The sequence below is a fragment of the uncultured Ruegeria sp. genome, from assembly GCF_947504215.1.
Lineage (GTDB): Bacteria > Pseudomonadota > Alphaproteobacteria > Rhodobacterales > Rhodobacteraceae > Ruegeria.
In genome coordinates this window covers 1-24953 of sequence record NZ_CANNGO010000002.1, presented here as the reverse complement: position 1 = coordinate 24953, position 24953 = coordinate 1, and the positions used below count along the sequence as shown (strand labels likewise).

General features: G+C 57.2%; 21 protein-coding genes and 1 pseudogene. 12 read left to right on the top strand and 10 right to left on the bottom strand.

All coding sequences use genetic code 11. The features are described 5' to 3' along the window. Window positions 1-66 precede the first annotated feature (66 nt). The 6 genes from Q1B21_RS05375 to Q1B21_RS05350 all read left to right on the top strand — a co-directional run bounded on the left by Q1B21_RS05375 (window position 67) and on the right by Q1B21_RS05350 (window position 7246). Complete coding sequence (locus Q1B21_RS05375; protein ID WP_120636255.1) at window positions 67-468, top strand: MerR family DNA-binding transcriptional regulator; 402 nt, start codon at window positions 67-69, stop codon at window positions 466-468. A gap of 48 nt (window positions 469-516) precedes the next feature. Then, complete coding sequence (locus Q1B21_RS05370) at window positions 517-2298, top strand: acyl-CoA dehydrogenase C-terminal domain-containing protein (RefSeq protein WP_299886846.1); 1782 nt, start codon at window positions 517-519, stop codon at window positions 2296-2298. 404 nt (window positions 2299-2702) lie between these two features. Beyond that, complete coding sequence (locus Q1B21_RS05365; protein ID WP_299886843.1) at window positions 2703-3341, top strand: glutathione S-transferase family protein; 639 nt, start codon at window positions 2703-2705, stop codon at window positions 3339-3341. Window positions 3342-3352: 11 nt separating this feature from the next. Beyond that, window positions 3353-4564: an acetyl-CoA C-acetyltransferase gene (locus Q1B21_RS05360; RefSeq protein ID WP_299076566.1), complete on the top strand. Its 1212-nt coding sequence runs from the start codon at window positions 3353-3355 to the stop codon at window positions 4562-4564. Further along, the gene (locus Q1B21_RS05355) at window positions 4564-5052 is read left to right on the top strand and encodes a cupin domain-containing protein (protein ID WP_299886840.1); all 489 of its coding nucleotides are present in this window, start codon (window positions 4564-4566) and stop codon (window positions 5050-5052) included. Before Q1B21_RS05360 ends, Q1B21_RS05355 begins: the two co-directional genes overlap by 1 nt. Next, window positions 5045-7246 carry a 3-hydroxyacyl-CoA dehydrogenase NAD-binding domain-containing protein gene (locus tag Q1B21_RS05350; RefSeq protein ID WP_299886837.1) on the top strand — a complete coding sequence of 734 codons (2202 nt, stop codon included), beginning with the start codon at window positions 5045-5047 and terminating at the stop codon, window positions 7244-7246. Before Q1B21_RS05355 ends, Q1B21_RS05350 begins: the two co-directional genes overlap by 8 nt. Window positions 7247-7299: 53 nt before the next feature. Here Q1B21_RS05350 and Q1B21_RS05345 read toward each other — a convergent pair whose 3' ends face one another. The 3 genes from Q1B21_RS05345 to Q1B21_RS05335 all read right to left on the bottom strand — a co-directional run bounded on the left by Q1B21_RS05345 (window position 7300) and on the right by Q1B21_RS05335 (window position 9840). Further along, entirely contained in the window at window positions 7300-8010 is a 711-nt protein-coding gene (locus tag Q1B21_RS05345; RefSeq protein WP_299886834.1) for a Hint domain-containing protein, read from the bottom strand. A 241-nt stretch (window positions 8011-8251) separates the two neighbouring features. Then, the gene (locus tag Q1B21_RS05340) at window positions 8252-8908 is read right to left on the bottom strand and encodes a sulfotransferase family 2 domain-containing protein (RefSeq protein WP_298936781.1); all 657 of its coding nucleotides are present in this window, start codon (window positions 8906-8908) and stop codon (window positions 8252-8254) included. Next, complete coding sequence (locus tag Q1B21_RS05335; RefSeq protein WP_299886831.1) at window positions 8905-9840, bottom strand: DMT family transporter; 936 nt, start codon at window positions 9838-9840, stop codon at window positions 8905-8907. The genes Q1B21_RS05340 and Q1B21_RS05335 overlap by 4 nt, the downstream gene beginning before the upstream one ends. Before the next feature lie 154 nt (window positions 9841-9994). Here Q1B21_RS05335 and Q1B21_RS05330 point away from each other — a divergent pair, with 154 nt between their 5' ends. After that, window positions 9995-11008: a hypothetical protein gene (locus tag Q1B21_RS05330; protein WP_299886828.1), complete on the top strand. Its 1014-nt coding sequence runs from the start codon at window positions 9995-9997 to the stop codon at window positions 11006-11008. 6 nt (window positions 11009-11014) lie between these two features. On the opposite strand, the gene upp is transcribed toward Q1B21_RS05330, so the two are convergent. The 6 genes from upp to Q1B21_RS05300 form a co-directional block, all read right to left on the bottom strand. Further along, a complete protein-coding gene (upp, locus tag Q1B21_RS05325) occupies window positions 11015-11647 on the bottom strand; it encodes a uracil phosphoribosyltransferase (RefSeq protein WP_299076587.1) in 633 nt (210 codons plus the stop codon). Then, window positions 11644-12630, bottom strand: a complete 987-nt coding sequence (locus Q1B21_RS05320; protein ID WP_299886825.1) for an adenosine deaminase — start codon at window positions 12628-12630, stop codon at window positions 11644-11646. The genes upp and Q1B21_RS05320 overlap by 4 nt, the downstream gene beginning before the upstream one ends. Then, window positions 12627-13838, bottom strand: coding sequence for a phosphopentomutase (locus Q1B21_RS05315; RefSeq protein ID WP_299886822.1), 1212 nt, complete (start codon window positions 13836-13838; stop codon window positions 12627-12629). The genes Q1B21_RS05320 and Q1B21_RS05315 overlap by 4 nt, the downstream gene beginning before the upstream one ends. After that, on the bottom strand, window positions 13835-15142 hold the full coding sequence (locus Q1B21_RS05310) for a thymidine phosphorylase (protein WP_299886820.1): 1308 nt from the start codon (window positions 15140-15142) through the stop codon (window positions 13835-13837). The genes Q1B21_RS05315 and Q1B21_RS05310 overlap by 4 nt, the downstream gene beginning before the upstream one ends. A 4-nt stretch (window positions 15143-15146) precedes the next feature. Further along, a complete protein-coding gene (locus Q1B21_RS05305; protein WP_299886817.1) occupies window positions 15147-15539 on the bottom strand; it encodes a cytidine deaminase in 393 nt (130 codons plus the stop codon). 87 nt (window positions 15540-15626) lie between these two features. Further along, complete coding sequence (locus Q1B21_RS05300) at window positions 15627-16712, bottom strand: cupin domain-containing protein (RefSeq protein WP_299886814.1); 1086 nt, start codon at window positions 16710-16712, stop codon at window positions 15627-15629. Between the two features lie 143 nt (window positions 16713-16855). Here Q1B21_RS05300 and Q1B21_RS05295 point away from each other — a divergent pair, with 143 nt between their 5' ends. The 4 genes from Q1B21_RS05295 (at window position 16856) to Q1B21_RS05280 (ending at window position 23210) form a co-directional block, all read left to right on the top strand. Further along, window positions 16856-19129, top strand: a complete 2274-nt coding sequence (locus tag Q1B21_RS05295) for an NADP-dependent malic enzyme (protein ID WP_299886811.1) — start codon at window positions 16856-16858, stop codon at window positions 19127-19129. A gap of 43 nt (window positions 19130-19172) precedes the next feature. Continuing rightward, window positions 19173-19562 carry a GFA family protein gene (locus Q1B21_RS05290; RefSeq protein WP_299886807.1) on the top strand — a complete coding sequence of 130 codons (390 nt, stop codon included), beginning with the start codon at window positions 19173-19175 and terminating at the stop codon, window positions 19560-19562. 231 nt (window positions 19563-19793) lie between these two features. Continuing rightward, window positions 19794-21683 carry a propionate-CoA ligase PrpE gene (gene prpE, locus Q1B21_RS05285; RefSeq protein ID WP_299886804.1) on the top strand — a complete coding sequence of 630 codons (1890 nt, stop codon included), beginning with the start codon at window positions 19794-19796 and terminating at the stop codon, window positions 21681-21683. 93 nt (window positions 21684-21776) lie between these two features. After that, window positions 21777-23210 carry an amidase family protein gene (locus tag Q1B21_RS05280; RefSeq protein WP_299886801.1) on the top strand — a complete coding sequence of 478 codons (1434 nt, stop codon included), beginning with the start codon at window positions 21777-21779 and terminating at the stop codon, window positions 23208-23210. Between the two features lie 267 nt (window positions 23211-23477). On the opposite strand, the gene Q1B21_RS05275 is transcribed toward Q1B21_RS05280, so the two are convergent. Continuing rightward, complete coding sequence (locus Q1B21_RS05275; RefSeq protein WP_366525394.1) at window positions 23478-24239, bottom strand: NAD kinase; 762 nt, start codon at window positions 24237-24239, stop codon at window positions 23478-23480. A 168-nt stretch (window positions 24240-24407) separates the two neighbouring features. Here Q1B21_RS05275 and glyA point away from each other — a divergent pair. After that, window positions 24408-24953: pseudogene (gene glyA / locus Q1B21_RS05270) on the top strand (serine hydroxymethyltransferase); the annotation flags it as partial.

Genomic DNA, 24953 nt, shown 5'->3' with positions numbered 1-24953 from the left:
ATGTTGTAAAGCGCGTATCAACTACGCAACTCATAGCTCATGATGCCAGTGACGAGAGTATGACGAATGACTGAAGATCTGATGACCATCCGCGAGATGTGCGAGACCTATGACGTCACGCCCCGTACCTTGCGGTTCTATGAGGCCAAAGAGCTTTTGTTTCCGCACCGCGAGGGGCAGAAACGGCTATTCACCAAACGCGACCGCGCCCGGCTCAAGCTGATCCTGCGCGGCAAACGGTTCGGATTTAGCCTGGAAGAGATTCGCCAGCTTCTGGATTTGTACCATGTAGGTGACCAACAGGTGACCCAGATGTCCCGCACATTCGAGATCGCGTGCGAGCGCCTGGCGGACATGGAATCGCGCCGTGAAGAACTGACACAAGCGATCGACGATCTGAAAGAGCAGTTGCGTTGGGGCGAAAAAGTCATTGCCTCGATGAAACAGGAAAAGAAGGCCGCCGAGTAAACCTCTCGACTGCCTGTCACCCGGACATATGAATTAAGGGAGCTTCACATGCCCGTCTATAACGCGCCAACAAAAGACACGCAGTTCATTCTGCATAACGTTCTGAAAATCTCGGAATCAAATATTCCGGGATACAACGAACTTGAAGCCGAGTTTACCGGCGCTGTTCTGGAAGAAGCAGGCAAAGTCGCCACCAACGTTCTGCATCCGCTGAACGTGGTCGGCGATACCGAAGGCTGCCGCCTGGAAAACGGCGTTGTTTATACGCCCACAGGGTTCAAAGAAGCCTTCGAGCAGATGAAGGAAGGTGGCTGGACTGGCCTCGACATGCCGGAAGAGTATGGAGGCCAGAACATGCCCTATGTGCTGGGTACAGCCGTGGGTGAGATGTTCTCGGGCGCCAATCAGGCGTTTGTGATGTATCAGGGCCTGACCCATGGTGCGGCCTCGGCCATTCTGGCGCACGGAACCGACGAGCAGAAAGACAAATACCTGCCAAACATGGTCAGCTGTGAATGGACCGGCACGATGAACCTGACGGAACCGCATTGCGGCACCGACCTGGGTATGATGCGGACCAAGGCAGAACCGCAAAGCGACGGCAGCTACAAGATTTCCGGACAGAAGATTTTCATCTCGGCCGGTGATCACGACATGGCTAACAACGTTATCCATCTGGTGCTGGCGAAGATCCCCGGCGGGCCTGACGGTATCAAGGGTGTCTCCCTGTTCATCGTGCCCAAGTTTCTTGTCAAAGAAGACGGTTCAGTCGGTGAGCGTAACGGTGTCTCGGTCGGTAAGATCGAAGAGAAGATGGGCATCCACGGCAACTCAACCTGCGTCATGAACTATGACGAAGCCACCGGTTGGCTGTTGGGCGACGAGCATAAAGGCATGCGCGCGATGTTCACCATGATGAACGAAGCGCGTCTGGGTGTTGGCATGCAGGGCCTGTCCCAAGCTGAAGCTGCTTACCAAAACGCTCTGGAATACGCCAAGGATCGCCTGCAAGGTCGTGATGTGACCGGCGCAAAGAATCCGGACGGCCCTGCCGACCCGCTGATCGTGCACCCCGACATTCGTCGCAATCTGATGGACCAGAAAAGCTTCACCGAAGGCGCTCGTGCATTCATCCTGTGGGGCGCGTCGATGATCGACAAGGCGCATCGGTCCAACGACAAGGATGCGGACGGCCTGATTTCGTTGCTGACGCCCGTTATCAAGGGTTTCCTGACCGATGAAGGCTACGACATGACCGTTCAGGCCCAGCAGGTCTACGGTGGACATGGCTACATTGAAGAATGGGGCATGTCGCAATACACCCGCGACGCTCGCATCGCGATGATCTACGAAGGAGCCAACGGCGTCCAGGCGCTGGATCTCGTCGGTCGTAAGCTGGCGCAGGATGGCGGCAAGCACGTCATGGCCTTCTTCGACATGGTCAAAACCTTCTGCAAGGAAAACGCCGGCAAAGACGAAGCCTATGACAAGGCCTTCATCGAACCGTTGAAAGCCGCGTCGAAAGATCTGCAGGCCGCTGGCATGTATTTCATGCAGGAAGGTATGAAAAATCCGAACAACGCCCTGTCTGGCTCGTACGACTTCATGCACATGTTCGGTCATGTTTGCCTGGGTTTGATGTGGGCACAGATGGCCAAAGCCGCTCAGGAAGCTTTGGACAGTGGCGCATCGGACAAAGACTTCTACGAAACCAAGATCAACACCGGTCGTTTCTACATGGCGCGTCGCCTGCCTGCTACGGGCATGCACCTGGCGCGCATTCAGACCGGCGCGGACACGGTTATGGCTCTGGACGCGGCAAACTTCTGATCTCAAACTGGGTTCGGGTGAAATCACCCGGACCCAGGATACGCGTGGACATGAATGGCAGCGTGCTTTGGCCTAACCTCGCGCCTGAACGCCTTCAATTCCTAACTAAGAGTACGAAAGGATAAAAGCAGTTCGAACCACTCATCGACCAGCGGTAATCTAAAGGCCGGACGCCTCCGGCGGGAGTATTTGTGAAAAGATGAAGGCAGGACGCGCCCCTGCCACCGGGCGCACTCGCCATCAGGACAGGGACGACTTCACCTTTTGCGGCCATCGGCTCTCCAGCCTGTACCGCACAACCATTGAACTGGAAGAAGGTTGATCAAAGGTTACTGTTAAACCTTCATCTTTTCAAAAATACTCAATTCCGGCTGAGCCAAAAGCGCCTTGGGAGGGGCGATCGCATGACCATCAAACTTCATTGTTTTGGAGAAAGTGGAAACTCCTACAAGGCCGCGTTGGCGCTCGAGATGTCCGGCCTGGCGTGGGAGCCAGTCTTCGTCGATTTTTTCAAAGGCGTCACGCGCACACCTGAATACCGTTCTGAGGTCAATGAGTTGGGCGAGGCTCCGGTTCTTATCGACGGTGAATTCCGCACCAGTCAATCGGGCGCTGTTCAGGCCTACGTAACCGAGAAATCCGGCAAGTTCGGCGGCAAGACAAGGGAAGAGAACTACGACATTCTGCGCTGGGTGCTGTGGGACAATCACAAGCTTAGCTCGATGGCCGGTCTAACCCGATTTCTGATCAACTTTCTGCCCGAAGAACACCGCAACCCGGATGTCATCGCTTTCAATCAAGGGCGTTTGAAAGCGGCCTACGACGTTCTGAACAATCATCTGAACGACCGCGACTGGATCGTTGGCGACGGAGTGACCAACGCCGATCTTAGTTGCTGCGGCTATCTGTATTACCCCGAACCTTTCGGCTTTGACCGCGCCGACTGGCCTCATATCGACGCCTGGCTGACTCGTCTATCCGAGCAGCCCGGCTGGAAACACCCCTATGACCTGATGCCCGGCAACCCGTCGGATCGCGCTTAAGGAGAGACCCCATGACTGAAGCATATATCTATGACGCCCTGCGCACTCCGCGCGGCAAGGGCCGTAAGGATGGCAGCCTGCACGAGGTGACCTCGGTGCGTCTGTCCGCCGTGACCCTAAACGCCATGAAAGAGCGCAACAACCTGGAAGGCCACGCCGTTGAGGATGTGATCTGGGGCAACGTCACGCAGGTGATGGAACAAGGCGGCTGTCTGGCGCGCTCGGCAGTTCTGGCCTCGGATCTGGACCAATCGATCCCCGGTCTGGCGATCAACCGCTTCTGCGCCTCGGGCATGGAAGCTGTGAACCTCGCGGCAAACCAGGTCAAAGGCGGCGCAGGCCAAGCCTACATCGCCGGCGGTGTTGAGATGATGGGCCGTGTGGCAATGGGCAGCGACGGCGCGGCGATTGCCGTTGATCCTTCACTGGCGATGGGCACTTATTTTGTGCCACAGGGTATCTCGGCCGATATCATCGCCACTGAGTACGGTTTCACCCGTGATGACGCAGACGCGTTGGCGGTTGAATCGCAGAAACGTGCGGCGGCGGCTTGGGAAGACAACCGCTTTGAAAAGTCTGTGATCACCGTCAAGGATCAAAACGGCCTGACCATTCTTGACCGCGACGAATACATGCGCCCCGGCACGGACATGCAAAGCCTTGGCGCGTTGAACCCGTCCTTCCAGATGATGGGCGAGCAGATGCCTGGATTCGACAAGGTGGCAATGCTGAAGTACCCGCATCTTGAGCGCGTGAACCACATCCACCACGCCGGCAACAGCTCGGGTATTGTGGACGGTGCGGCAGCGGTTCTGATCGGCAACAAGGAATTCGGCGAAAAGTACGGATTGAAACCGCGTGCCCGTATCAAGGCGACTGCCAAGATCGGCACCGATCCGACCATCATGCTGACCGGCCCGGTTCCGGTGACCGAGAAAATCTTGGCCGATAACGGCATGAAGATCAGCGATCTGGACCTGTTCGAAGTGAACGAAGCCTTCGCCTCGGTCGTGTTGCGGTTCCAGCAGGCGTTTGATGTTGACCCCGGCGTAGTGAACGTCAACGGCGGCTCGATTGCGATGGGCCACCCGTTGGGTGCCACCGGCGCAATGATCATCGGTGCCCTGCTGGATGAGCTTGAGCGTCAGGACAAAGAAGCTGGCCTCGCAACGCTGTGCATCGCCTCTGGAATGGGTGCGGCGACTATCATTGAGCGCGTCTGATGCCCAAGCTGGACCTCTCTCAGATCCCGTTTCAAGGTGGCTCGTCCTATCCCGGCAAGCTGGCCGAAGCAACCGCAGGTCGTTTCGCCCAGCGCGTCGGAGATGCAGGTGGCCTGTCTCAATACGGGGTCAATATCGTGCGGTTGGAACCGCAGGGCCTGTCTTCGCTGCGCCATTACCACATGGAGCAGGACGAGTTTGCCATCATTCTCAGCGGCTCATGCACGCTGATCGATGATGATGGCGAACACGATATGCAGCCCGGTGATTGCGCCGCCTGGCCCGCAGGTGAAGTTAACGGCCATCACCTTGTGAACAAGACCGATGAGCCCATGACCTTTCTGGTGGTGGGCACACGGACCCCGACCGAGACCGGCTATTACAGCGATTTAGACATGATGGTGAAGGATGATGAGAACGGATTCTCTTTCACCCGCAAAGATGGCAGCCCGCTGACGGCTGACCAAATTGGAGATGGCAATGACTGATTTCACTCTGAGCAAAGACGCGGACGGCGTCGCCACTATCACTTGGGACGTCCCCGGCAAAACCATGAATGTGATGTCCTTTGACGGTCTTGCACAGCTGAGCGATTGCATCGATCAGGCGCTGGCCGATGAGGATGTCAAAGGCATCGTCGTAACGTCCGGCAAAGAAGGCTCTTTCGCAGGCGGAATGGACCTGAACCTGCTGGCCGTGATGAAGGAAGAAGCGGGCGACAATCCCGCCAAGGGCCTATTTGATGGCACGATGCGGATGCACGCCCTGCTGCGCAAGATCGAAATGGCCGGTATGGACGCCAAGACCAAGAAGGGCGGCAAGCCGATTGCCACCGCCCTGCCCGGCACCGCCGCAGGTATTGGCATGGAACTTCCCCTGTCCACACATCGCATCTTTGCGGCCGAAAACCCCAAGGCCAAATATGGCCTGCCCGAAATCATGGTCGGCATCTTCCCCGGCGCAGGCGGCACCACCCGTATGGTGCGCAAGGTCGGCGCCATCGCGGCTGCACCGCTGCTGCTGGAAGGCAAGATGCTGGACGTAAAAAAGGCCAAAGGCGCAGGGTACATTGACGAGATCGCCGCCGATCCGCTTGCAGCCGCCAAGGAATGGGTGCTGAACGCCAAAGACGCGGATATCGTCAAGCCTTGGGATGCCAAAGGTTACAAGATGCCCGGAGGCGCGCCCTACCATCCAGCAGGTTTCATGAACTTTGTCGGTGCCTCGGCGATGGTGCATGGCAAGACCCAGGGCGCCTTCCCGGCGGCCAAGGCTCTGCTGAGCGCAGTTTACGAAGGGGCGCTGGTTGATTTCGACACCGCCCTGAAAATCGAGGCGCGCTGGTTCACTTCCGTGCTGATGAATCCGTCGTCGGGCGCGATGATCCGGTCGCTGTTCCTGAACAAGGAAGCACTGGAAAAGGGCGCTGTGCGTCCCGCTGGTGTACCGGATCAGTCGGTCAAGAAGATCGGCGTTCTGGGTGCGGGCATGATGGGTGCGGGTATCGCGCTGGTATCCGCTCAGGCCGGAATGGAAGTGGTTCTGGTCGACCGCGATCAGGAAGCCGCGGACAAGGGTAAAGCCTATACCGAGACCTATCTGGGTAAGGGTATGAAGCGCGGCAAGGTCACAGCTGAAAAGAAAGAAGCCATGCTGGGTCGCATCACCGCAACGCCAGATCTGGACAATCTCAAAGGCTGCGATCTGATCATCGAGGCTGTGTTCGAAGATATGGGTGTGAAGGCCGAGATGACCAAAAAGGTCGAGGCAATCATCCCCGAGGATTGCATCTTTGCCTCGAACACTTCGACGCTGCCGATCTCTGATCTGGCGAAAGCCTCGGTGCGTTCGGATCAGTTCATTGGCATCCATTTCTTCTCGCCGGTCGAAAAGATGTTCCTGGTCGAGATCATCAAAGGCAAAGAAACCGGTGATCGCGCGGTCGCCAAGGCGCTGGACTACGTGCGGCAAATCCGCAAGACACCGATCGTGGTCAACGATGCGCGCTTCTTCTACGCGAACCGCTGCATCATCCCTTACATCAACGAAGGCGCGCGCATGATCACCGAGGGTGTTAGCCCGATCCTGATCGACAATGCGGCACGTCAGTTGGGTTTCCCGGTTGGTCCGATCCAGCTGACTGACGAAACCTCGATTGATCTGGGTGCCAAGATCGCTCGTGCAACCAAAGCGGCGATGGGCAACGCCTATCCGGCAAGCCCGTCTGACGATCTGATCTTCTGGATGGAAGAACAGGGCCGCCTTGGCCGCAAGGCAAGTGCTGGCTTCTTCGATTATGACGAAAAGGGTAAGCGCACCGAATACTGGAAAGGTCTGCAGGACAAGTATCCGCTGGCAGAGGATCAGCCTGAACTGATCGAAGTGCAGCAACGCTTGATGTTTGCGCAGGTTCTGGAAGCCGTTCGCGCGCTGGAAGAAGGCGTTCTGGAAGACATCCGCGAAGGCGATGTTGGCGCCATCCTGGGTTGGGGCTTTGCGCCATGGTCCGGTGGTCCGCTGAGCTGGCTGGACATCATCGGCACGCCTTACGCGGCCGAGCGCTGTGACCAGTTGACCGAAGCGTATGGAGACCGGTTTGCATGTCCACCGCTGCTGCGCGAGATGGCAGAGAAAGGCCAAAGCTTCTATGGCCGCTTTGACCCTGAAGCCAAAGCCGCTTGAAACGGTGATGCAGGCGCGTGATTTCACGCGCCTGCATCGTTTTCAATGTTTGGTTAGGTCTGCCATTCAGACCGCAGAAACAAGGCTGGCACATCTGGCCGGCCCGGACGACCCGGTCGGCGAATTCCACTGGGCGGACGAACCGGTAAAACCGTTTCCTGCGGGATGGGCGCTGGCAATGCACCCAATGGGTTTGCGAGGGCCGACATGTCGCCACTCTTTGCAATCGAATTTACAAGCACGATGGCTTCATCGTCTTCAACAACATCATAGCCCGAATTCCCGGGCGTGTTTCGCATGGTAAAACGTCCTGATGGGCAATATGCCTGCAGGCCACCTTCGACAAAGACAATCTCATCCGCATCGAAGAACAACGAACTGACCTCAAACGTCGCGCCAGGCGCTTGTGACGTCAGTTGGCCTGCGCCGCTGAGCAATCTGGCCGGAACAATGGAATACCCACTGATTTCGGGATCGACCATGCCGAGATTCAGGGCCATCCCCTGCTCGGGCATCAGCCAGACCGGTCGCCCATTGTAAGCCGACCTCGCAGGGACAAACACCGGCAAATACTCAACACGATTTTCACCGGCGGGTATGGTTACTGTATTCGTAGAAATCCGGCGCACTTCTTTGAAGCCATTGTCCAACGTGCGCACCAGATCTCCGGCCACAAGTTGTTCTACCAGTTTCCATCCACGGGTTGTGGCGACTTTAGTGCCATCTACCAGCCCGCTCCGACGCGCGTTTACCGATTCACTCAAAAAGGCCTGATCAACATCACCGGTTTGATCTAAGAAACCTGAAACACTCACTACTTCTAACACGTGCCGCACCCCCTTATGGCACAATTAACTTGTCCATATGTGCTAGCACGAAAATGAAGGTCCGACTTATTTTCGACATATTTACGCCCAAATTGAGCCATCAAGGGCTCGTTTGACCGCTAGTCTTTGGACAGAGCTGCGAAGTTAACGCCGTTTTATGCGCGTTTGGAAACTATCGTTAACGCCCCGTATCAAACTGATATCCGAATCTCTGAATATCTTCTGAACAGGCCCGCGCCACCGCTTCGGCAGATTGTGTTTTGTAGTATTGGCGATAATCCTGCTGTCTGGTCGAGCGGTTCAGATGCGACAAATCCACCTTGTAGCCCAAGTGCCTGAACATCGGGTCGGCGTCTTGTTCGAAATGCTCAAGCCGGATGTACGCCTGACAGTGCTCGCGCCCATCCGCCATTGTCATGTAGGATCCGGCAGAGTGTTGTTGAAACGAGCGCAGCATCGCGGGATTTAATACAAAGCTTTCAAAATCTGTTGTTTTCGCCAAGGCCACCGCCGCATGGTTAAACTTCTGCACCCGTAGCCAATGGTAATAGCTGGCGATCCGATCCCATGGGTTGCGTACCATGGTAAAGGCAAACAAGTTCTGCAACTCACCTTCAGACAATACCCCATCGATATCCGCCAGCGTCGAGTGTTTCCATAAACGCCCACGAGCGTCTAACGTTTTGGCCCGCGCACGGCGCGTTATTGCAACGGGGGTGTCGCCAAATAGAATGTCATCCTCGCTCACCCCTTGTTCCAGCGCCTGCATCAGCGAGGTCCCCCCCGTTTTAGGGATATGAACAAAGACATAGCGTTGACTGGTCGAGATGATCACGTCGCCGCCTGCCCCGCGGGCGCGCGCCCTGCCCGCCACCCCAGCAGCGCGCCGGCGGTTGCGATCAACGCGATACCGGCGATCTGCATGGTTCCGATGGTCTGGCCTAGCGCGACCCATGCAAAAAGCGGGCCGAAGATCATTACCGAGTACTCAAAAACGGCCACATAAGATGGCTCGCCTATCTGATAAGACTTGATCAGCATGAAAACGGCGACGGTCGATCCACAGGCTTGTATCAGGATCCACGATACGGCCGGTCGCATGTCCGAGACCCAGCCCCGGAAAACAAACCCATCCGGCCCGTCCGGTGAAGCGATGGGGAACACCGACAAAACTGCAACTCCGATCGCACCTGCAAGGCCCAGTGTAATGATCATACTGGCCAACAGTGCCACCGTACTTTCATCCGAACAGTGGCTACGGGTGACAATCGAACTGAGCGCGTAAAACAACCCTCCGACAACTGGTAGGAGCGTCTTGGCATCGAATTCGCCCGGGTTCGGCTGCAGCACACACAAAATGCCGGTAAAGCCGATTAGAACGGCCATTATGCGCCAAGGTCCAATCGTTTGTTTCAGCCCCAAGGATGAGATCAGCAGCACAAAAATCGGCGACGTAAACAACCCCGCCAAAGCTTGCGCAATTGGCATCATCGCCAGCGACGCAAAATAAAACAGCATGGCCATCGTGATCAGCACGCTTCGCAAAATGACCGGGCCCAAACGCTTTGGCCTCAATCCACCCAACCCAAAAAGCGACAGACCTGCGATAAGTGGCAACATCAACAAAGCCCGGCTCAGGTGGAATTGCCACAGCCCGATAGTATCGGCCAGCAAGATCACGACGTTATCGATCACCCCGATGATCGCCATGGCGCTGACCATAAGAACCGACGAGAGTATCGGTGACGTTGTTTTGTCTGACTGCATTCTGCGCCTTTACCCAGATTCAAAGGTCGGCGGCCCCGAACCTCTGCGCGTTGACGTATCCAGCACAATTCCGAAAGGTGAAGCAACAGGTTTGCGCCATGTGATTTCACCATGCTAAGCTGTAGCAAAACAATAACGAGCAGACTTCACCCCGATGACGGCCCTGAAACAGTACCAGCGGATCGAAGCCACCGGTCTGTGGCGCACCTCGCCCGATGAGCAGCGGCGCGAGGTTGTTGTGTCGATTGGTAAAGCCACGCTTACGATTTCCGATTTCAATGACAAGGCACTGACGCATTGGTCATTGGCCGCACTCGAACGGCAGAATCCCGGGGATTTTCCTGCGATCTTCAACCCTGACGGAGATCCGGATGAAACGCTGGAACTGGCCGAGGCCGAGACAACGATGCTTGAGGCGATCGACCGCCTCCAGCGCGCCATCGACCGGTCCCGCCCGCATCCGGGGCGTTTGCGATGGCTAAGTGTCGGCGGGGTTGTTGTTGCGGTGCTTGCTGTGTTGCTGTTGTGGTTACCAGCCGCTTTGCAAAGCCATGTGGTCTCGGTCGTACCTGGGGTCAAACGGCAGGAAATCGGCGACACAATCCTACATCGGATTGAGCGGGTTTCAGGCCAGGCATGCGCCTCACAGGACGCCCAAGCCTCACTGGATCGGCTGGCCCGGCGTACTGGAGTACGTCAGATCGTTATCCTGCCCGCCGGAGTAAGGGACAGCCTGAGCCTGCCTGGCGGTACTGTTTTGCTAAGCCGTTCGCTGGTCGAGGATCACGAAGACCCCGCTGTTGCCGCGGGCTATGTCATCGCAGAACGCGCACGGTCCGAAAACCAGGATCCGCTGGAAGACTTGCTGGACCGGACCGGGCCATCAACAGCCTTCCGTTTGCTGACAACTGGCCGTCTGACGCCGAGTATTGTGGACACGTACACCGAACAGGTTCTGTCACAGCCACGCCCCGCAGTTGGCGAAGAGGACCTGTTGGCCGTCTTTGCACAGGCGGCACTTCCTTCAACCCCATACGCTTATGCGCGCGACATCACCGGCGAAACGGTGCTCGGCCTGATTGAGGCCGACCCGATGGCTGGACGCGCGCTGGAGCAGGTGCTGCCGGACCGTGACTGGGTCCAGCTACAAAATATCTGCGGCGAATAGGCTGGATTACTTAGTGCCAAACATTCGGTCGCCCGCGTCGCCCAAACCCGGCATGATGTAACCTTTGGAATTGAGTTGGCGGTCAAGCGCGGCGGTCACGATATGCACATCCGGATGCGCCTCTTTCATGCGAGCAACGCCTTCTGGAGCGGCCAGCAGGCAGAGAAAGCGAATATCGGTGGCACCGGCCTCTTTCAGCAGATCGATGGCTGCGGCCGAACTGTTGCCGGTGGCCAGCATCGGATCAACCGCGATTACCAGTCGGTCTTTCAGCCCCTCGGGCGCTTTGAAATAGTACTGGACCGGCTTCAGCGTCTCTTCATCGCGGTACAGCCCGACAAACCCGACGCGTGCTGATGGAATCAGTTCCAGCACCCCGTCCAACATCCCGTTCCCGGCCCGCAGGATCGACACCAGTGCCAGTTTTTTGCCCGCGAGAATGGGGGCATCCATCTCCTCCATCGGGGTTTCGATGTGGCGGGTGGTCAATTTCAGCTCACGCGTGACCTCATAGGCCAGCAACAAGGTGATCTCGCGAAGCAACTGCCGGAACACGGCGGTCGAGGTGCCTTTGTCCCGCATGAGCGTCAGTTTGTGCTGCACCAGCGGGTGATCAACGACGGTCAGATGTTCGCTCATGTTGTCTCCAGTCTTTTCTTGACCCGCGCACGCGTGTCTTCATTGCAAAAGGCCGCGTTCAGGGCGGTTTCATTCAAGTTGGCAAAATCCTCGGCCTCCCAGCCGAAGGCTGCATTCAACATCTCATATTCGCGCCGCATGGTCGTGTGAAAAAACGGCGGGTCATCGGTTGAGACGGTGACGCTGACCCCGGCATCACGCAGCCGCGCAATCGGATGGGCCTCGATATTTGGAAACAGACCCAAAACCACATTAGAACCCGGGCATACTTCCAGCGTGATACCCCGGTCGGCCAGTTCGTGGATAAGGTCAGGGTCTTCGATAGCCCGCACACCATGACCGATCCGTTCGACGTTCAGGTCGCGGACGGCATCGCGAACACTTTCCGGGCCACCAAATTCACCTGCGTGGGTGGTCAGTTGCAAACCCGCCTCGCGCGCGCACTCAAAGGCCCATTTGAAATCACCTTGGGCACCAATGGATTCGTTGCCGCCCATGCCGAATCCGGTGATCCAGTTGCCGGCAGTTTCAGCGGCACAATGGGCGCTGCGCTTGGCCTGTTCAGGACCGAAGTGGCGGACACAGGTGACAACGCCACGCAGAGTAATGCCAAACTTATCCTCGGCCTCGTCAGCTGCGTCCTGAATGGCGTTCAGATAGTCTTGCCAGGCATGTAGATCCCCACCGCCGCAGAAATCAGGGCTAAGAAAGGTTTCAGAATAAACCACGCCGTTCGCGGCGCTTTCTTCCAGAATGGCCAATGTCAGACGGCGAAAGTCTTCGGGTGTTTTTAGGACTTCACAGGCGGCTTCGTAAACGCTGAGGAAGTGCGCGAAATCACGGAAGTCATATGACCCGTCCGGTTTGAATATGCCACTCAGATCAATACGCTTTTCATGCGCCAGCTGACGGATGAAAGCCGGAGGGGCGGCCCCTTCGTGATGCAGATGCAGTTCGATTTTGGGTAGGTTAGCGACGGTCATAGAAAAGTCCTTCCCGGCCCTTGCGCCGGAATGTTCAGATGATGGGCGATGCTGGTGGCGATATCAGCGAATTCAACCTGTCCGATCTGGCCTGTCCCGCACCCAGCAATCAAAACCGGAACCTGTTCACGCGTATGGTCAGTGCCGATCCAGCTGGGATCATTGCCATGGTCAGCCGTCAGCAGCAACAGGTCACCCGGACGCAGTTTTTGCAGGATCATACCAAGTTCCCGGTCAAACCACTCCAGCGCACGAGCATAGCCGCTGATGTCACGGCGGTGGCCATAGAGGCTGTCAAACTCGACAAAGTTGGCGAACGTCAGGCTCCCGTCTTCTGCCTCGTCCACGAGGTTGGACAAATGCTGCATCAGCTCAGCATCCGATCCCTTATGCAGCGTATCAATCCCCTGCATCGAGAAGATGTCCCCGATCTTTCCGACCGCGTGAACCCGACGCCCCGCATCCTGCGCCCAGTTGGTCAAGACCGGTGCGGGCGGTAGGATTGCGAAATCCTTGCGGTTGGTGGTGCGGGTAAAGCCTGTCTCGGGCGATCCAACAAACGGGCGGGCAATCACGCGACCCACTTTCATGTCATGCAAGCGCGGCGCAAGCGTCTGGCACATGTCCAGCAACCGATCGAGGCCAAAGCTCTCCTCATGCGCCGCGACCTGAAAGACGCTGTCGGCAGAGGTATAGCAGATTGGCCAGCCCGAGCGCATGTGCTGGGCCCCCAGCTCGGCGATTATTGCTGTGCCTGAGGCATGACAATCCCCCAGAATGCCATTGGTGCCGGCAGCTTCGGCTGCGGCCCGGCCGAGATCGGTTGGAAAGGTCGGTTTTGTGTCGGGAAAGTAATGCCAGTCCCACGGAACAGGAACTCCGGCCAGCTCCCAGTGCCCTGACGGGGTGTCTTTTCCGGGCGAATGTTCACGCGCACAGCCCCACAGGCCCGTCGGGTCGGCATCCATGCCCGGCGTTGCATCCCCTGACGCGAGCCGCGTGGCGGCCCCTAAACCCAACACATCCAGATTTGGCAGGTGCAAGGGACCTGATCGCCCCTCCTCAGCCCGTCCTTCAGCGCAGGCCTGCGCGATATGCGCCAGTGTATTGGCCCCGGTATCTGGGGTTTCTCCATTAAAGAAGTGGTCTGCGTCCGGCGCGCCGCCGATACCGACGGAATCCATCACCACCAGAAACGCACGGGTCATGCGGTGATCCTTTCGTGCACAAGGTTCGGCGCCGCGGTGGGTTTGTCGTGAATCGTCATTGCTGCAGAAATGGTTGCCGCTGCGCGATGCGCGGCGTCCTCGCGTGCCGCATGCACACATGCAAGCGTTTCGCCCTTTGCAACCCGATCCCCCAGCCGAAGGATTTGCGACACACCAACGGCCGGATCGATCTGATCACTCTCCACCTGACGCCCACCGCCCAGCGCCACAACAGCAAGGCCGAGCGCCTCGCCATCTATGGCGGTGACATATCCATCGCTGGGTGCGGGCACTTCTTGGATCACGTTTGCCTCGGGCAGGAAACGCGCCCATGTATCGACAAACTGCACCGGGCCACCAACAGCGGCCATCATCCGACCGAACCGATCTGCGGCGCGCCCATCAGCGATGATCTCGGCGATTTTCGTGCGACCCAAATCCACCGTGTCACACATCCCCGCGTCAGATAGCAGCACACCGCCCAGTTCGGCCGAAATCTCTGCCAATGGGGACTTCGTCGCACCCGTAAGTGTCTTCATCACCTCGGCCACTTCCAACGCATTGCCCAATGCAGGCGCCAAGGGCTGGTTCATATCGGTAATGACAGCCGAGGTTCGACATCCCGCAGTGTTCGCAGTTTCGGTGAGTGCCCATGCCAATTTTTGGGCATCTTCAATGGTTTTCATAAACGCGCCGCTGCCGACTTTGACGTCAAGCACCAGAGCATCCGGGCTGACGGCAAGCTTCTTTGACAGGATCGAGGCCGTGATAAGGTCCAAGCTTTCAACCGTCGCTGTCACATCCCGCACAGCATATAGCCGCTTGTCCGCTGGAGCGATCTGACCCGTTGCGCCAACGATGGCAGCGCCCGTGTCACGTAGTACTTGCGTCAAACGGTCTTGACTGATTTGAGTGCCGACGCCGGGTATGGCCTCAAGCTTGTCCAGCGTGCCACCGGTGTGGCCCAGCCCCCGGCCTGAAATCATCGGAACATAGGCACCGCATTCTGCCAAAGCTGGCGCCAAAACCAGACTGACACAATCCCCGACGCCGCCGGTTGAATGCTTATCGATGACCGGGCCGTCTACGTCCCAGATTAGTACCTCACCACTGTCGCGCATGGCGACAGTCAGATCAGCCCTGCCCTGCGCGCCCAAACCGCCCATGCAAACAGCCATCGCAAAAGCACCGGCCTGCGCGTCGCTGACACCGCCATCGGCCAAACCTTGTGCGAACCAGATCAGTTCTTCACGCGTGGGCACTTCGGATTGCCGCAGCTTTGCAATGATCGAGCGGGCGTCCATAGGCTCAGGTACCCTCCATATGCGACGCATCAAACGCACCGGGCAGAAGTTGCCCGATTGTTGTTTCCAGCTCTAATCCATCAATGGTTGCTAACGTCACTTTCACGTCACGCTTTCCAAACTCGGCCAGTTTCTGACGGCACCCGCCGCATGGCGGAACTGGCTGAGGGCTGGAGGCGACCACATACACTTCGGCGAGTTCCTGTTCACCGGCAGCAACCATCGCAGCAATCGCGCCAGCTTCGGCGCAAGTGCCTTCAGGGTAAGCCACGTTTTCAACATTGCAGCCCGAGAAAACCTGACCCGACGTGGCTCGGATCGCCGCACCAACCTTGAAGTTCGAATAAGGCGCATAAGCTTTTTCCCGGACGGACAAGGCAGCGTCTTTGAGCAACATAGCGATTCCCCAATTTTTGATCATCTGGTCAGAAACACATACCTTAAAGGAAAGCACAGGGGGAGTTGAAGACCCCTGCACGATCATTCACCCCAGTTTCGTACCAAAAACGCCTGGCAGAGTGACCTCTAACAGTTCAACGTCTTGCGATGGATCCGCCAGTCGCGTCCGCATACCGGGCGGAATGACGAATGCATCCCCCTGCTCCAACCGGTAGGAATCCCGGCCTTCACCCTCCAGCGTGACTTCGCCGTTCATGACAAATGTAAAATGAATATCGGTATCGTGGCTGGCCCACACTGGATCACCCTGGCCCCGGCGCACCACTACCACACCAGCGACACCCTTTGTGTTTTCAGCAATCGTCGTGTCGCGACAGATATAGCCCGGCAGGCGGAACGCCCGCCAATCGGCGTCCTTGGCTTGATTGTAGACAAATCGCTGACCGCGCCATTCCCGATTTGGTCGGACATGTGGGGTAGGCAGATCCATATCATGATCGATCTCGGTTACGTGTTCGGCAGGAACACCAATCTCGATCACCTGAACATTGTCTGACGCCTCAAGTACCCGATGGCGGATTTCAGGAGGCTGGATAAAGCAATCCCCAGCCGTCAGTCGCATTTTGTCGCCCTGATCCTCGTAAACCACGTCCACCCAGCCGTGGATGCAAAAGATCAGTTGAAACCCGACCTTATGAAAATGCACCATGTCCGGCACCGGTCCGCCATCGGGGATGCGGATATGGCTGGCAATGATGGACCCCCCAAGCCGGTCGGGCACCAGATCGCGGTAGTGCATTCCCGCCCGCCCGATGATCCATGGCGCCTGATCCTTCAACCTACGGACCACAAAGGAATGGACGGTTTCAGGCATCTCCAAGGGCGGATAGCGCTCTTCAATCTCGATTCGGGTCCCGTTTGGCGCCACCACACTGCGCTGACCATCCAGGAAACTGCCGGGATCTTCAGTCAGGATGCGCAAGGTTCCCGGCGCCTCAGGCGCGTCTTTTTCAATTCGCAGCCGCAGACCGTGTCCCGAAAACACAGCAACACTGGGATCGTCAGCAGGATAGATCATGTCCATCCGCATCCCTAACACTTTGGTGTAAAACGGGATGTCATCACGCAATTCTTTGGTGGGAATGCGGAATTCAGCTATGGTGTCGCTCATGATGCTCTCCTTCAGGCGGGACAGTGAATGCGAGCCTTTGGTTTTGCAAGCAGCAGCGTGCCTGCGGGTCGTTTCAATTCCCTGTTTCCCTTGGGTCATCACTAGTTTAACGTTAAACTAAATATCCAACAGGAAGTCCCGCCATGTCAGATACACCCAGCCTGCGACAAGCCGCGCTAGACTATCACGCCCATCCAAAGCCCGGGAAGCTTGAAATCAAGGCCACCAAACCGATGGCGAATGGCCGTGATTTGGCGCGCGCCTACTCGCCGGGCGTGGCCGAGGCAAGTTTGGAAATCAAAGCAGATGCAGCCAATGCCGAGCTTTATACGTCACGTGGGAACCTGGTGGCAGTGGTATCAAACGGGACAGCTGTCCTGGGCTTGGGCAATATCGGAGCACTCGCCTCGAAGCCCGTCATGGAAGGCAAGGCCGTTCTGTTTAAGAAATTCGCCGGGATCGACTGTTTCGATATCGAAGTCGATCAGCCTGACCCCGAAAAACTGGCTGATATCGTGTGCGCGTTGGAGCCTACTTTTGGGGCGATCAACCTTGAAGACATCAAGGCTCCGGATTGCTTCATTGTCGAAAAGCTGTGCCGTGAGCGGATGAACATTCCCGTCTTCCATGACGATCAGCATGGCACAGCTATTGTCGTGGGCGCGGCCGCCAAAAATGCGCTGCACGTAGCTGGAAAGTCGTTTGAAGACATCAAAGTCGTCTCAACCGGCGGCGGTGCAGCGGGCATTGCCTGCCTGAGCATGTTGGTCAAATTGGGCGTCAAACGGGAAAACATCTGGCTGTGTGACATTCATGGTCTGGTCTATGAGGGCCGTGCCGAGGACATGAACCCACACAAAGATCAGTTTGCGCAAAAGTCGGAGTTGCGAACCCTGGACGACGTCATAGGTGGCGCCGACCTGTTCCTGGGCCTCAGCGGACCGAACGTTTTGAAGCCCGAGATGGTCGAGAAAATGACCGATCGTCCGATCATCTTTGCACTGGCCAACCCAACGCCTGAAATCCTGCCGCAAGCTGCGCGAGAGGTTGCACCAAATGCGATCATCGCCACAGGGCGCAGCGATTTTCCCAATCAAGTCAATAACGTATTGTGTTTCCCGTTTATCTTCCGAGGCGCATTGGATGTCGGCGCGACCGAGATTAACGATGAAATGCAGATCGCCTGCGTTGATGGTATTGCCGACATGGCCCGCGCTACAACCAGCGCCGAAGCCGCAGCCGCCTACAAGGGGGAACAGCTAACCTTCGGGCCAGATTACCTGATCCCTAAGCCGTTTGATCCGCGATTGGTGGGCGTTGTTTCTTCGTCCGTCGCCAAGGCTGCAATGGACAGCGGCGTGGCGAAGCGGCCGATTGAGGATATGGAAGCCTACAAGGAAAAGCTGAACCAATCCGTATTCAAATCTGCCCTGCTAATGCGCCCGGTCTTCGAGGCCGCTGCCGTCGCGTCTCGCCGGATCGTTTTTGCCGAAGGCGAGGATGAACGCGTCCTGCGCGCCGCCCAGGCCATTCTGGAAGAAACCACCGAAACGCCGATCCTGATCGGGCGGCCGGACGTGATAGAAGCGCGCTGCGAAAAACTGGGTCTGACCATTCGTCCCGGCAAGGATTGCCAGATCGTGAACCCGGAAAATGACCCACGGTATTATGACTACTGGAGTTCTTATCATCAGATCATGCAGCGCCAAGGCGTGACGCCGGATCTGGCCAAGGCAATCATGCGCACGAACACAACGGCCATTGGCGCGATCATGGTTCATCGTGGGGAGGCGGACAGCATGATCTGCGGCACCTTTGGTGAGTTTCGGTGGCACTTGAACTATGTCGAACAGGTGCTGGACGATGGCGATTTACGCCCACACGGTGCGCTGTCTTTGATGATCCTTGAAGACGGCCCGTTGTTCATTGCCGACACGCATGTGCGCCAACTTCCGACACCCGAGGAACTGGCTGAATCCACGATCGGCGCGGCGCGCCATGTCCGTCGGTTTGGGATCGAACCAAAGATCGCGTTCTGTTCGCAATCTCAATTCGGAAATCAGGAAGAAGGGTCCGGTAAGCGTCTTCGCGCCGCGCTGGACATTCTGGACCTGGAACCTCGGGACTTTGTCTATGAGGGTGAGATGAACCTGGATGCGGCCCTTGATCCGGATCTGCGGGCCCGCATCTTCCCGGCATCGCGTCTGGAGGGGGCCGCGAATGTGCTGATCTTTGCCCATGCTGACGCGGCCAGTGGGGTGCGCAACATCCTGAAGATGAAAGCTGATGGAATCGAGGTGGGCCCCATCCTGATGGGCATGGGCAACAAGGCCCATATCGTTACCCCGGCGATCACGGCGCGCGGATTGCTGAATATGGCTGCCATTGCCGGAACGCCAGTCGCGCATTACGGTTAGGTCAGGCGGCCCTATTGGCTGGCCGCCATTCAGGGAGGTCAGCATGAAAGGGCATTGTCATTGCAAAGCGGTGCGCTGGGAAAGCGAAGGTCAGGTCGCTTGGAGCTGTTATTGTCATTGCGCCGATTGTCGCCGCAATTGCGCGTCGCCTGTCACAGCGTTTTTTGGGGTGCCGCACGATTCCGTTGATTGGCATGGGGAGGCACCAAAAATCTACCGGTCATCTGACGCTGTGGAGCGACTTTTCTGCGGGGTCTGTGGCACTCAAATGGCGTATCGCAACGCCCAAGACACCGAGAACATCCACCTCTACACCGCGACGCTTGAAGATCCGGATACTTTGCCACCTCGGTTCCATGTTTTTCATGCGGATCATCTAAGGTGGTTAAGTGTTCAGGACAGCCTGCCACGCTATGCCAAAAGCGCCGGGTGAGTCGATTCTTCGGCTGAGCCGGATTTTGCATGACTAAGTTTGCAGATTTGCAAAACCTTCGCAGCGGCGCACCCAAGCTGCAGCACAAAAAGGGGTTTGCAAAAATTTGCAGGAAAATCTGGGGTCCCCTGCAAAGATTTTGCGATAAACTGACGCGCCGTCAATCGCGCCGCTTGTTCGAAGCAGCAGGGATGCATAACAACATGCGCAAGGCTTTGGGAGGAGGACGAGATGGCATATCAGGACGTTTATGAGAGCTGGCAAACCAACCCCGAGGCGTTCTGGATGGACGCCGCAAAAGGGATCGATTGGGTCAAAGCCCCTAGCAAAGCTTTGTTTGACGACAATGCGCCGCTCTATGAATGGTACAACGACGCGCAGGTCAATACCTGCTGGAACGCCGTGGACCGACACGTGGCAAACGGGCGTGGCGAACAGGCCGCCATTATCTACGACAGTCCAATCACGCACACAAAACGCGAAATTTCCTATGTCGAGCTGCGCAACCGCGTTGCGACTCTCGCTGGCGCATTGCGGGCCAAAGGTATCGAAAAAGGTGACCGCGTCATCATTTATATGCCGATGATCCCCGAAGCGCTTGAGGCGATGTTGGCATGTGCCCGGTTGGGCGCGGTTCATTCGGTTGTGTTCGGCGGCTTTGCCAGCAACGAGTTGGCGGTCCGCATTGACGATGCCAAACCCAAAGCGATCATCGCGGCATCCTGCGGGATGGAGCCAGGCCGTGTCGTCCACTACAAGCCTTTGCTGGACGGTGCCATCGATATGGCGGACCACAAGCCCGACTTTTGCGTCGTCTTCCAGCGCGAACAAGAGGTTGCCCAGCTTGTCGAGGGTCGTGACTACAATTGGCACGGGTTTCAATATGGCGTCGAACCTGCAGAATGTGTGCCTGTGGCGGGTAATGATCCGGCCTATATCCTCTATACCTCTGGCACAACCGGAGCCCCCAAAGGAGTCGTTCGGCCAACCGCTGGCCACCTTGTGGCGCTGAACTGGTCGATGAAGAACATCTATGATGTCGATCCGGGCGATGTGTTCTGGGCAGCCTCAGACGTTGGCTGGGTGGTCGGGCATTCCTACATCTGCTACGCGCCGCTGATCCACGGCAACACAACTATCGTGTTCGAGGGCAAGCCGGTCGGCACACCCGACGCAGGCACCTTCTGGCGCGTGATATCAGAACACAAAGTGCGCAGTTTCTTCACCGCACCCACCGCGATCCGCGCTGTCAAACGCGAGGACCCAAGGGGTGAATTGCTTGAGACATATGACCTTTCAAGCCTACGGGCCTTGTTTCTGGCAGGTGAAAGGGCAGACCCCGACACGATCGAATGGGCGCAAAAAGCACTGAAAGTTCCGGTGATCGATCATTGGTGGCAAACCGAAACCGGTTGGACCATCGCAGGCAACCCGCTGGGCATCGAAGAACTGCCGGTCAAGCTGGGCTCACCTGCGAAACCGATGCCCGGATATGATGTTCAGATTCTGGACGAAGGTGGACACCCGATGAAACCCGGCGAACTGGGTGCCATTGCAGTAAAGCTTCCGCTGCCTCCGGGGACGCTGCCGACACTGTGGAATGCTGAGGAGAGGTTCAAAAAATCCTACCTTCAGCATTTCCCCGGATACTACGAAACCGGCGATGCGGGAATGATTGATGAGGATGGTTACCTCTACATCATGGCGCGCACCGATGATGTCATCAACGTTGCTGGCCACCGTCTGTCCACTGGTGGCATGGAAGAGGTTTTGGCCGCACACCCGGATGTCGCCGAATGCGCGGTCATTGGCGTCTCGGACCAGCTGAAAGGGCAAATGCCCGTTGGTTTCCTGTGCCTGAACGCTGGGGCCGGACGTGATCACGGCGAAGTTTCGCAAGAAGTGGTCAAGATGGTGCGCGAGAAAATCGGCCCGGTTGCTGCCTTCAAACTGGCTGTAGTTGTGGACCGTTTGCCCAAGACCCGGTCAGGTAAAATCCTGCGTGGGACAATGGTGTCGATTGCGGATGGTCAGGACTACAAGATGCCGGCCACGATCGACGATCCCGTCATTCTGGATGAGATCAAGTCGGCGCTGCAAACCATCGGCTACGCACAATAACATGAGGGCGGTCCTAGGCGGCCCTCAATTCTCCGGCTTTCGCTTGCAACTCAAAACAGGCCCCCTACTGTCGTTCTAAGACAGAGAGGGTTCATGACACAAAGCGACATCTGGCGGCTCAGCGCCACTGACTTGACCAGTTTAACGCGTAACGGTGATCTGAGCGCTCAAGACGCGGTGCAAGCCTCACTTGACCGCATGGCAGACGTGAATCCAGCCTTAAACGCGGTTGTCGAAGATCTGAGCGCTGAAGCCTTGCACCGGGCCCGTGCACTTGATCAATCTCGGGCAAAAGGCGAGCCAACCGGTCCGCTGCACGGGGTGCCCGTCACGATCAAGGTAAATGTCGATCAGAAAGGACATGCCACCACCAATGGCGTGGTCGCTCTGAAAGATGTCATCGCGCCAGATGACGCGCCGGTTGTGTCCAATCTGGAAGAGGCTGGCGCCGTTGTGATCGGGCGAACAAACACACCAGAATTCTCGTTTCGCGCGGATACTGACAACCCATTGTATGGGCGAACACATAACCCTTGGGGCGCGCATATTTCACCAGGCGGATCTTCCGGAGGTGCGGCCGCTGCCGTGATGGCTGGCGTCGGCGCGCTGGCTCATGGCAATGACATTGGTGGCAGCCTGCGCTTTCCAGCCGCGGCGACCGGTGCGGTGACAGTCAAACCCGGCCTCGGTCGCGTCCCTGCATGGAACCCCAGCCAGCAAGCCGAACGAGGTCTGCTGGCGCAATCCATGTCGGTTCAGGGCCTGATCACCCGGTCTGCCGCGGACCTGCATCTGTCGATGCCCAGCCTGATCGCACCTGATCCGCGTGATCCATTCCACGTGCCAATCGCCTGGCGCGGTGCCCCTGTAGAAGCCCCCATCAAAGTGGCGTTTACCAAAAACACCTTTGGTTACGCGCTTCATCCCGAGGTCGAGAAAGCCTTGGACACCGCCCACGAGGCTTTGGTCGATGCAGGCTATGTCGTCGACGAAATTGATCCGCCAGACGTGTTTGAATGCGGTCGGATCGGGTATCGGACGCTGATGGGTGAAGTTCTGACCCTGATGAAATCAGATATTGAAGCGGCAGGCTCGCAGAAAATTCGAGATATTTTTGATGTCTATTTTCAAGAGTTCCCGCCGATCGTGGAAACCGAACTGGTGCATATGTTGGCCAAGCGCAGCCACTACGCCAGAGAGTGGTCACAGTTTCTTCAAGACTATCCCCTTGTACTCTCGCCCTTCCTGCCGCAGCCGTTTTTCAAACCCGACCGTGACACCGAAGGGGCAGAAGGCGTACACGAAGTTTTGGGCTGCGCCGTCTATTCTTATGCGATGAATTTCTTAGGGCTGCCTGCAGCATGTGTTCCTGCCCGGTTGGCGGAACTGCCACAGGGACCGCAACCTATCAACGTTCAGATTGCTGCACGGCGCTGGCGTGAAGATCTGGCCGTAGATGCCGCCGCCGCGATCGAAGCTCGGGTCGGACAGATGTGCATTCCACTCTGGGACAAAATGAGAGGGTGAGGCAAAATCCGCACCCTAAACAAAATAGACCCCGGGTTATTTTGCCCGGGGTCCGCATACTAAAATATGCTCGGATTTTTGATGACGAGCGTAGCACCACCCACCCTCGCCAGCGCGAAATTTGCGCAACTGTTCGAAAACGCCGTTTGGTGGCCACTCACTTCCACCGTGACGTGTTCTCCGAGCAAGATCAGGTTAGCCTACGGTGAACCGACCGCCTGTGAACTGGGTCACATAACATGTCAAAAATCGCGTAGATCCGGCGTTTTATGTGAATTGCTCGGATATCAACCGTTCTTCAAGCCCATGTCCTGGGTCAAATAGAATCCGGTGGGATATCGCAGGTTCCGAGCGAATCTCGACCCAATCGATATCGGGAAAGGAAACGGAATCGGCGGCGACGATCACGGGCCGTTTGTCCGCGTCCAATACATCGAAACGCACATTGGCGATCTTGGGCAGTAGCGCACCCCGCCAACGCCGAGGTCTAAACGCGGCAATCGCGGTCAGCGCTAGAACATCTGAGCCGATCGGCAGGATTGGGCCATGGGCTGAGTAGTTATACGCGGTCGATCCCGCTGGCGTGGACAACAAAGCCCCATCACAAACAAGCTCGGCCATGCGTTCTCTGCCATCGACACTGATTTTCAGGCGTGCAGCCTGTGGTCCCGCGCGCAGCAGCGATACTTCGTTGATCGCAAGGGCTTTGTGAAGCTTGCCAGACTGGTCCATTGCATCCATGGCCAGCGGGTTGATGACCTCTTCTTCGGCCGCGGCAAGCCGGTCCATCAGATCAGCTTCGTGAAACTCGTTCATCAAAAACCCGATGGTTCCGCGGTTCATGCCGTAAACCGGCGTGTCCAGATGTTGCATATTGTGCAACGTGTGTAGCATGAACCCGTCCCCACCAAGGGCGACCACGGCATCGGCGTCCCGAGGGGCGGCGTTTCCGTGTTTGGCCACCAGATCGTCACGTGCCGTTTGCGCCACTTTGGCATCGCTGGCAAGAAATGCGATTCTCTTTTTCATCTGTTCCGGTTTCCGGTGCTGCACATTTGGTTCCGAAACAAACATACCTTTCCCCGATAGGCCAGACTTGACGCCGCAGTTGACCAAATCGTCGTTTTAAGCCTTTTGCACCCGCGGAGTTTCCGATAGGAAATCTTCAAGATTTTCATCCAGCCATGTGGAGCGCAAATGAACGCCAATCTTCGTGATACCGGTTTTTTCACCCAGTCCCTATCTGATCGTGACCCTGAGCTTTATGGCTCGATCACGTCCGAGCTGGGTCGCCAGCGTGATGAGATCGAACTGATTGCATCCGAGAACATCGTCTCCGCCGCCGTGATGGAGGCGCAGGGCTCGGTGATGACCAACAAATACGCCGAAGGCTATCCAGGGCGGCGCTATTATGGCGGGTGCCAGTTTGTCGATATCGCCGAGAATCTCGCCATCGATCGCGCCAAACAGCTGTTTGGCTGTGATTTCGCCAACGTCCAGCCGAACTCAGGCTCTCAGGCCAATCAGGGCGTGTTCCAGGCGCTGATCAAACCCGGTGACACCATTCTGGGCATGAGCCTGGATGCCGGTGGCCACCTGACCCACGGCGCCCGCCCGAACCAGTCGGGCAAGTGGTTCAACGCCGTGCAATACGGCGTCCGCAAAGAAGACAACATGCTGGACTATGATCAGGTCGAGGCGCTGGCGAAAGAGCATAACCCCAAGCTGATCATCGCCGGAGGC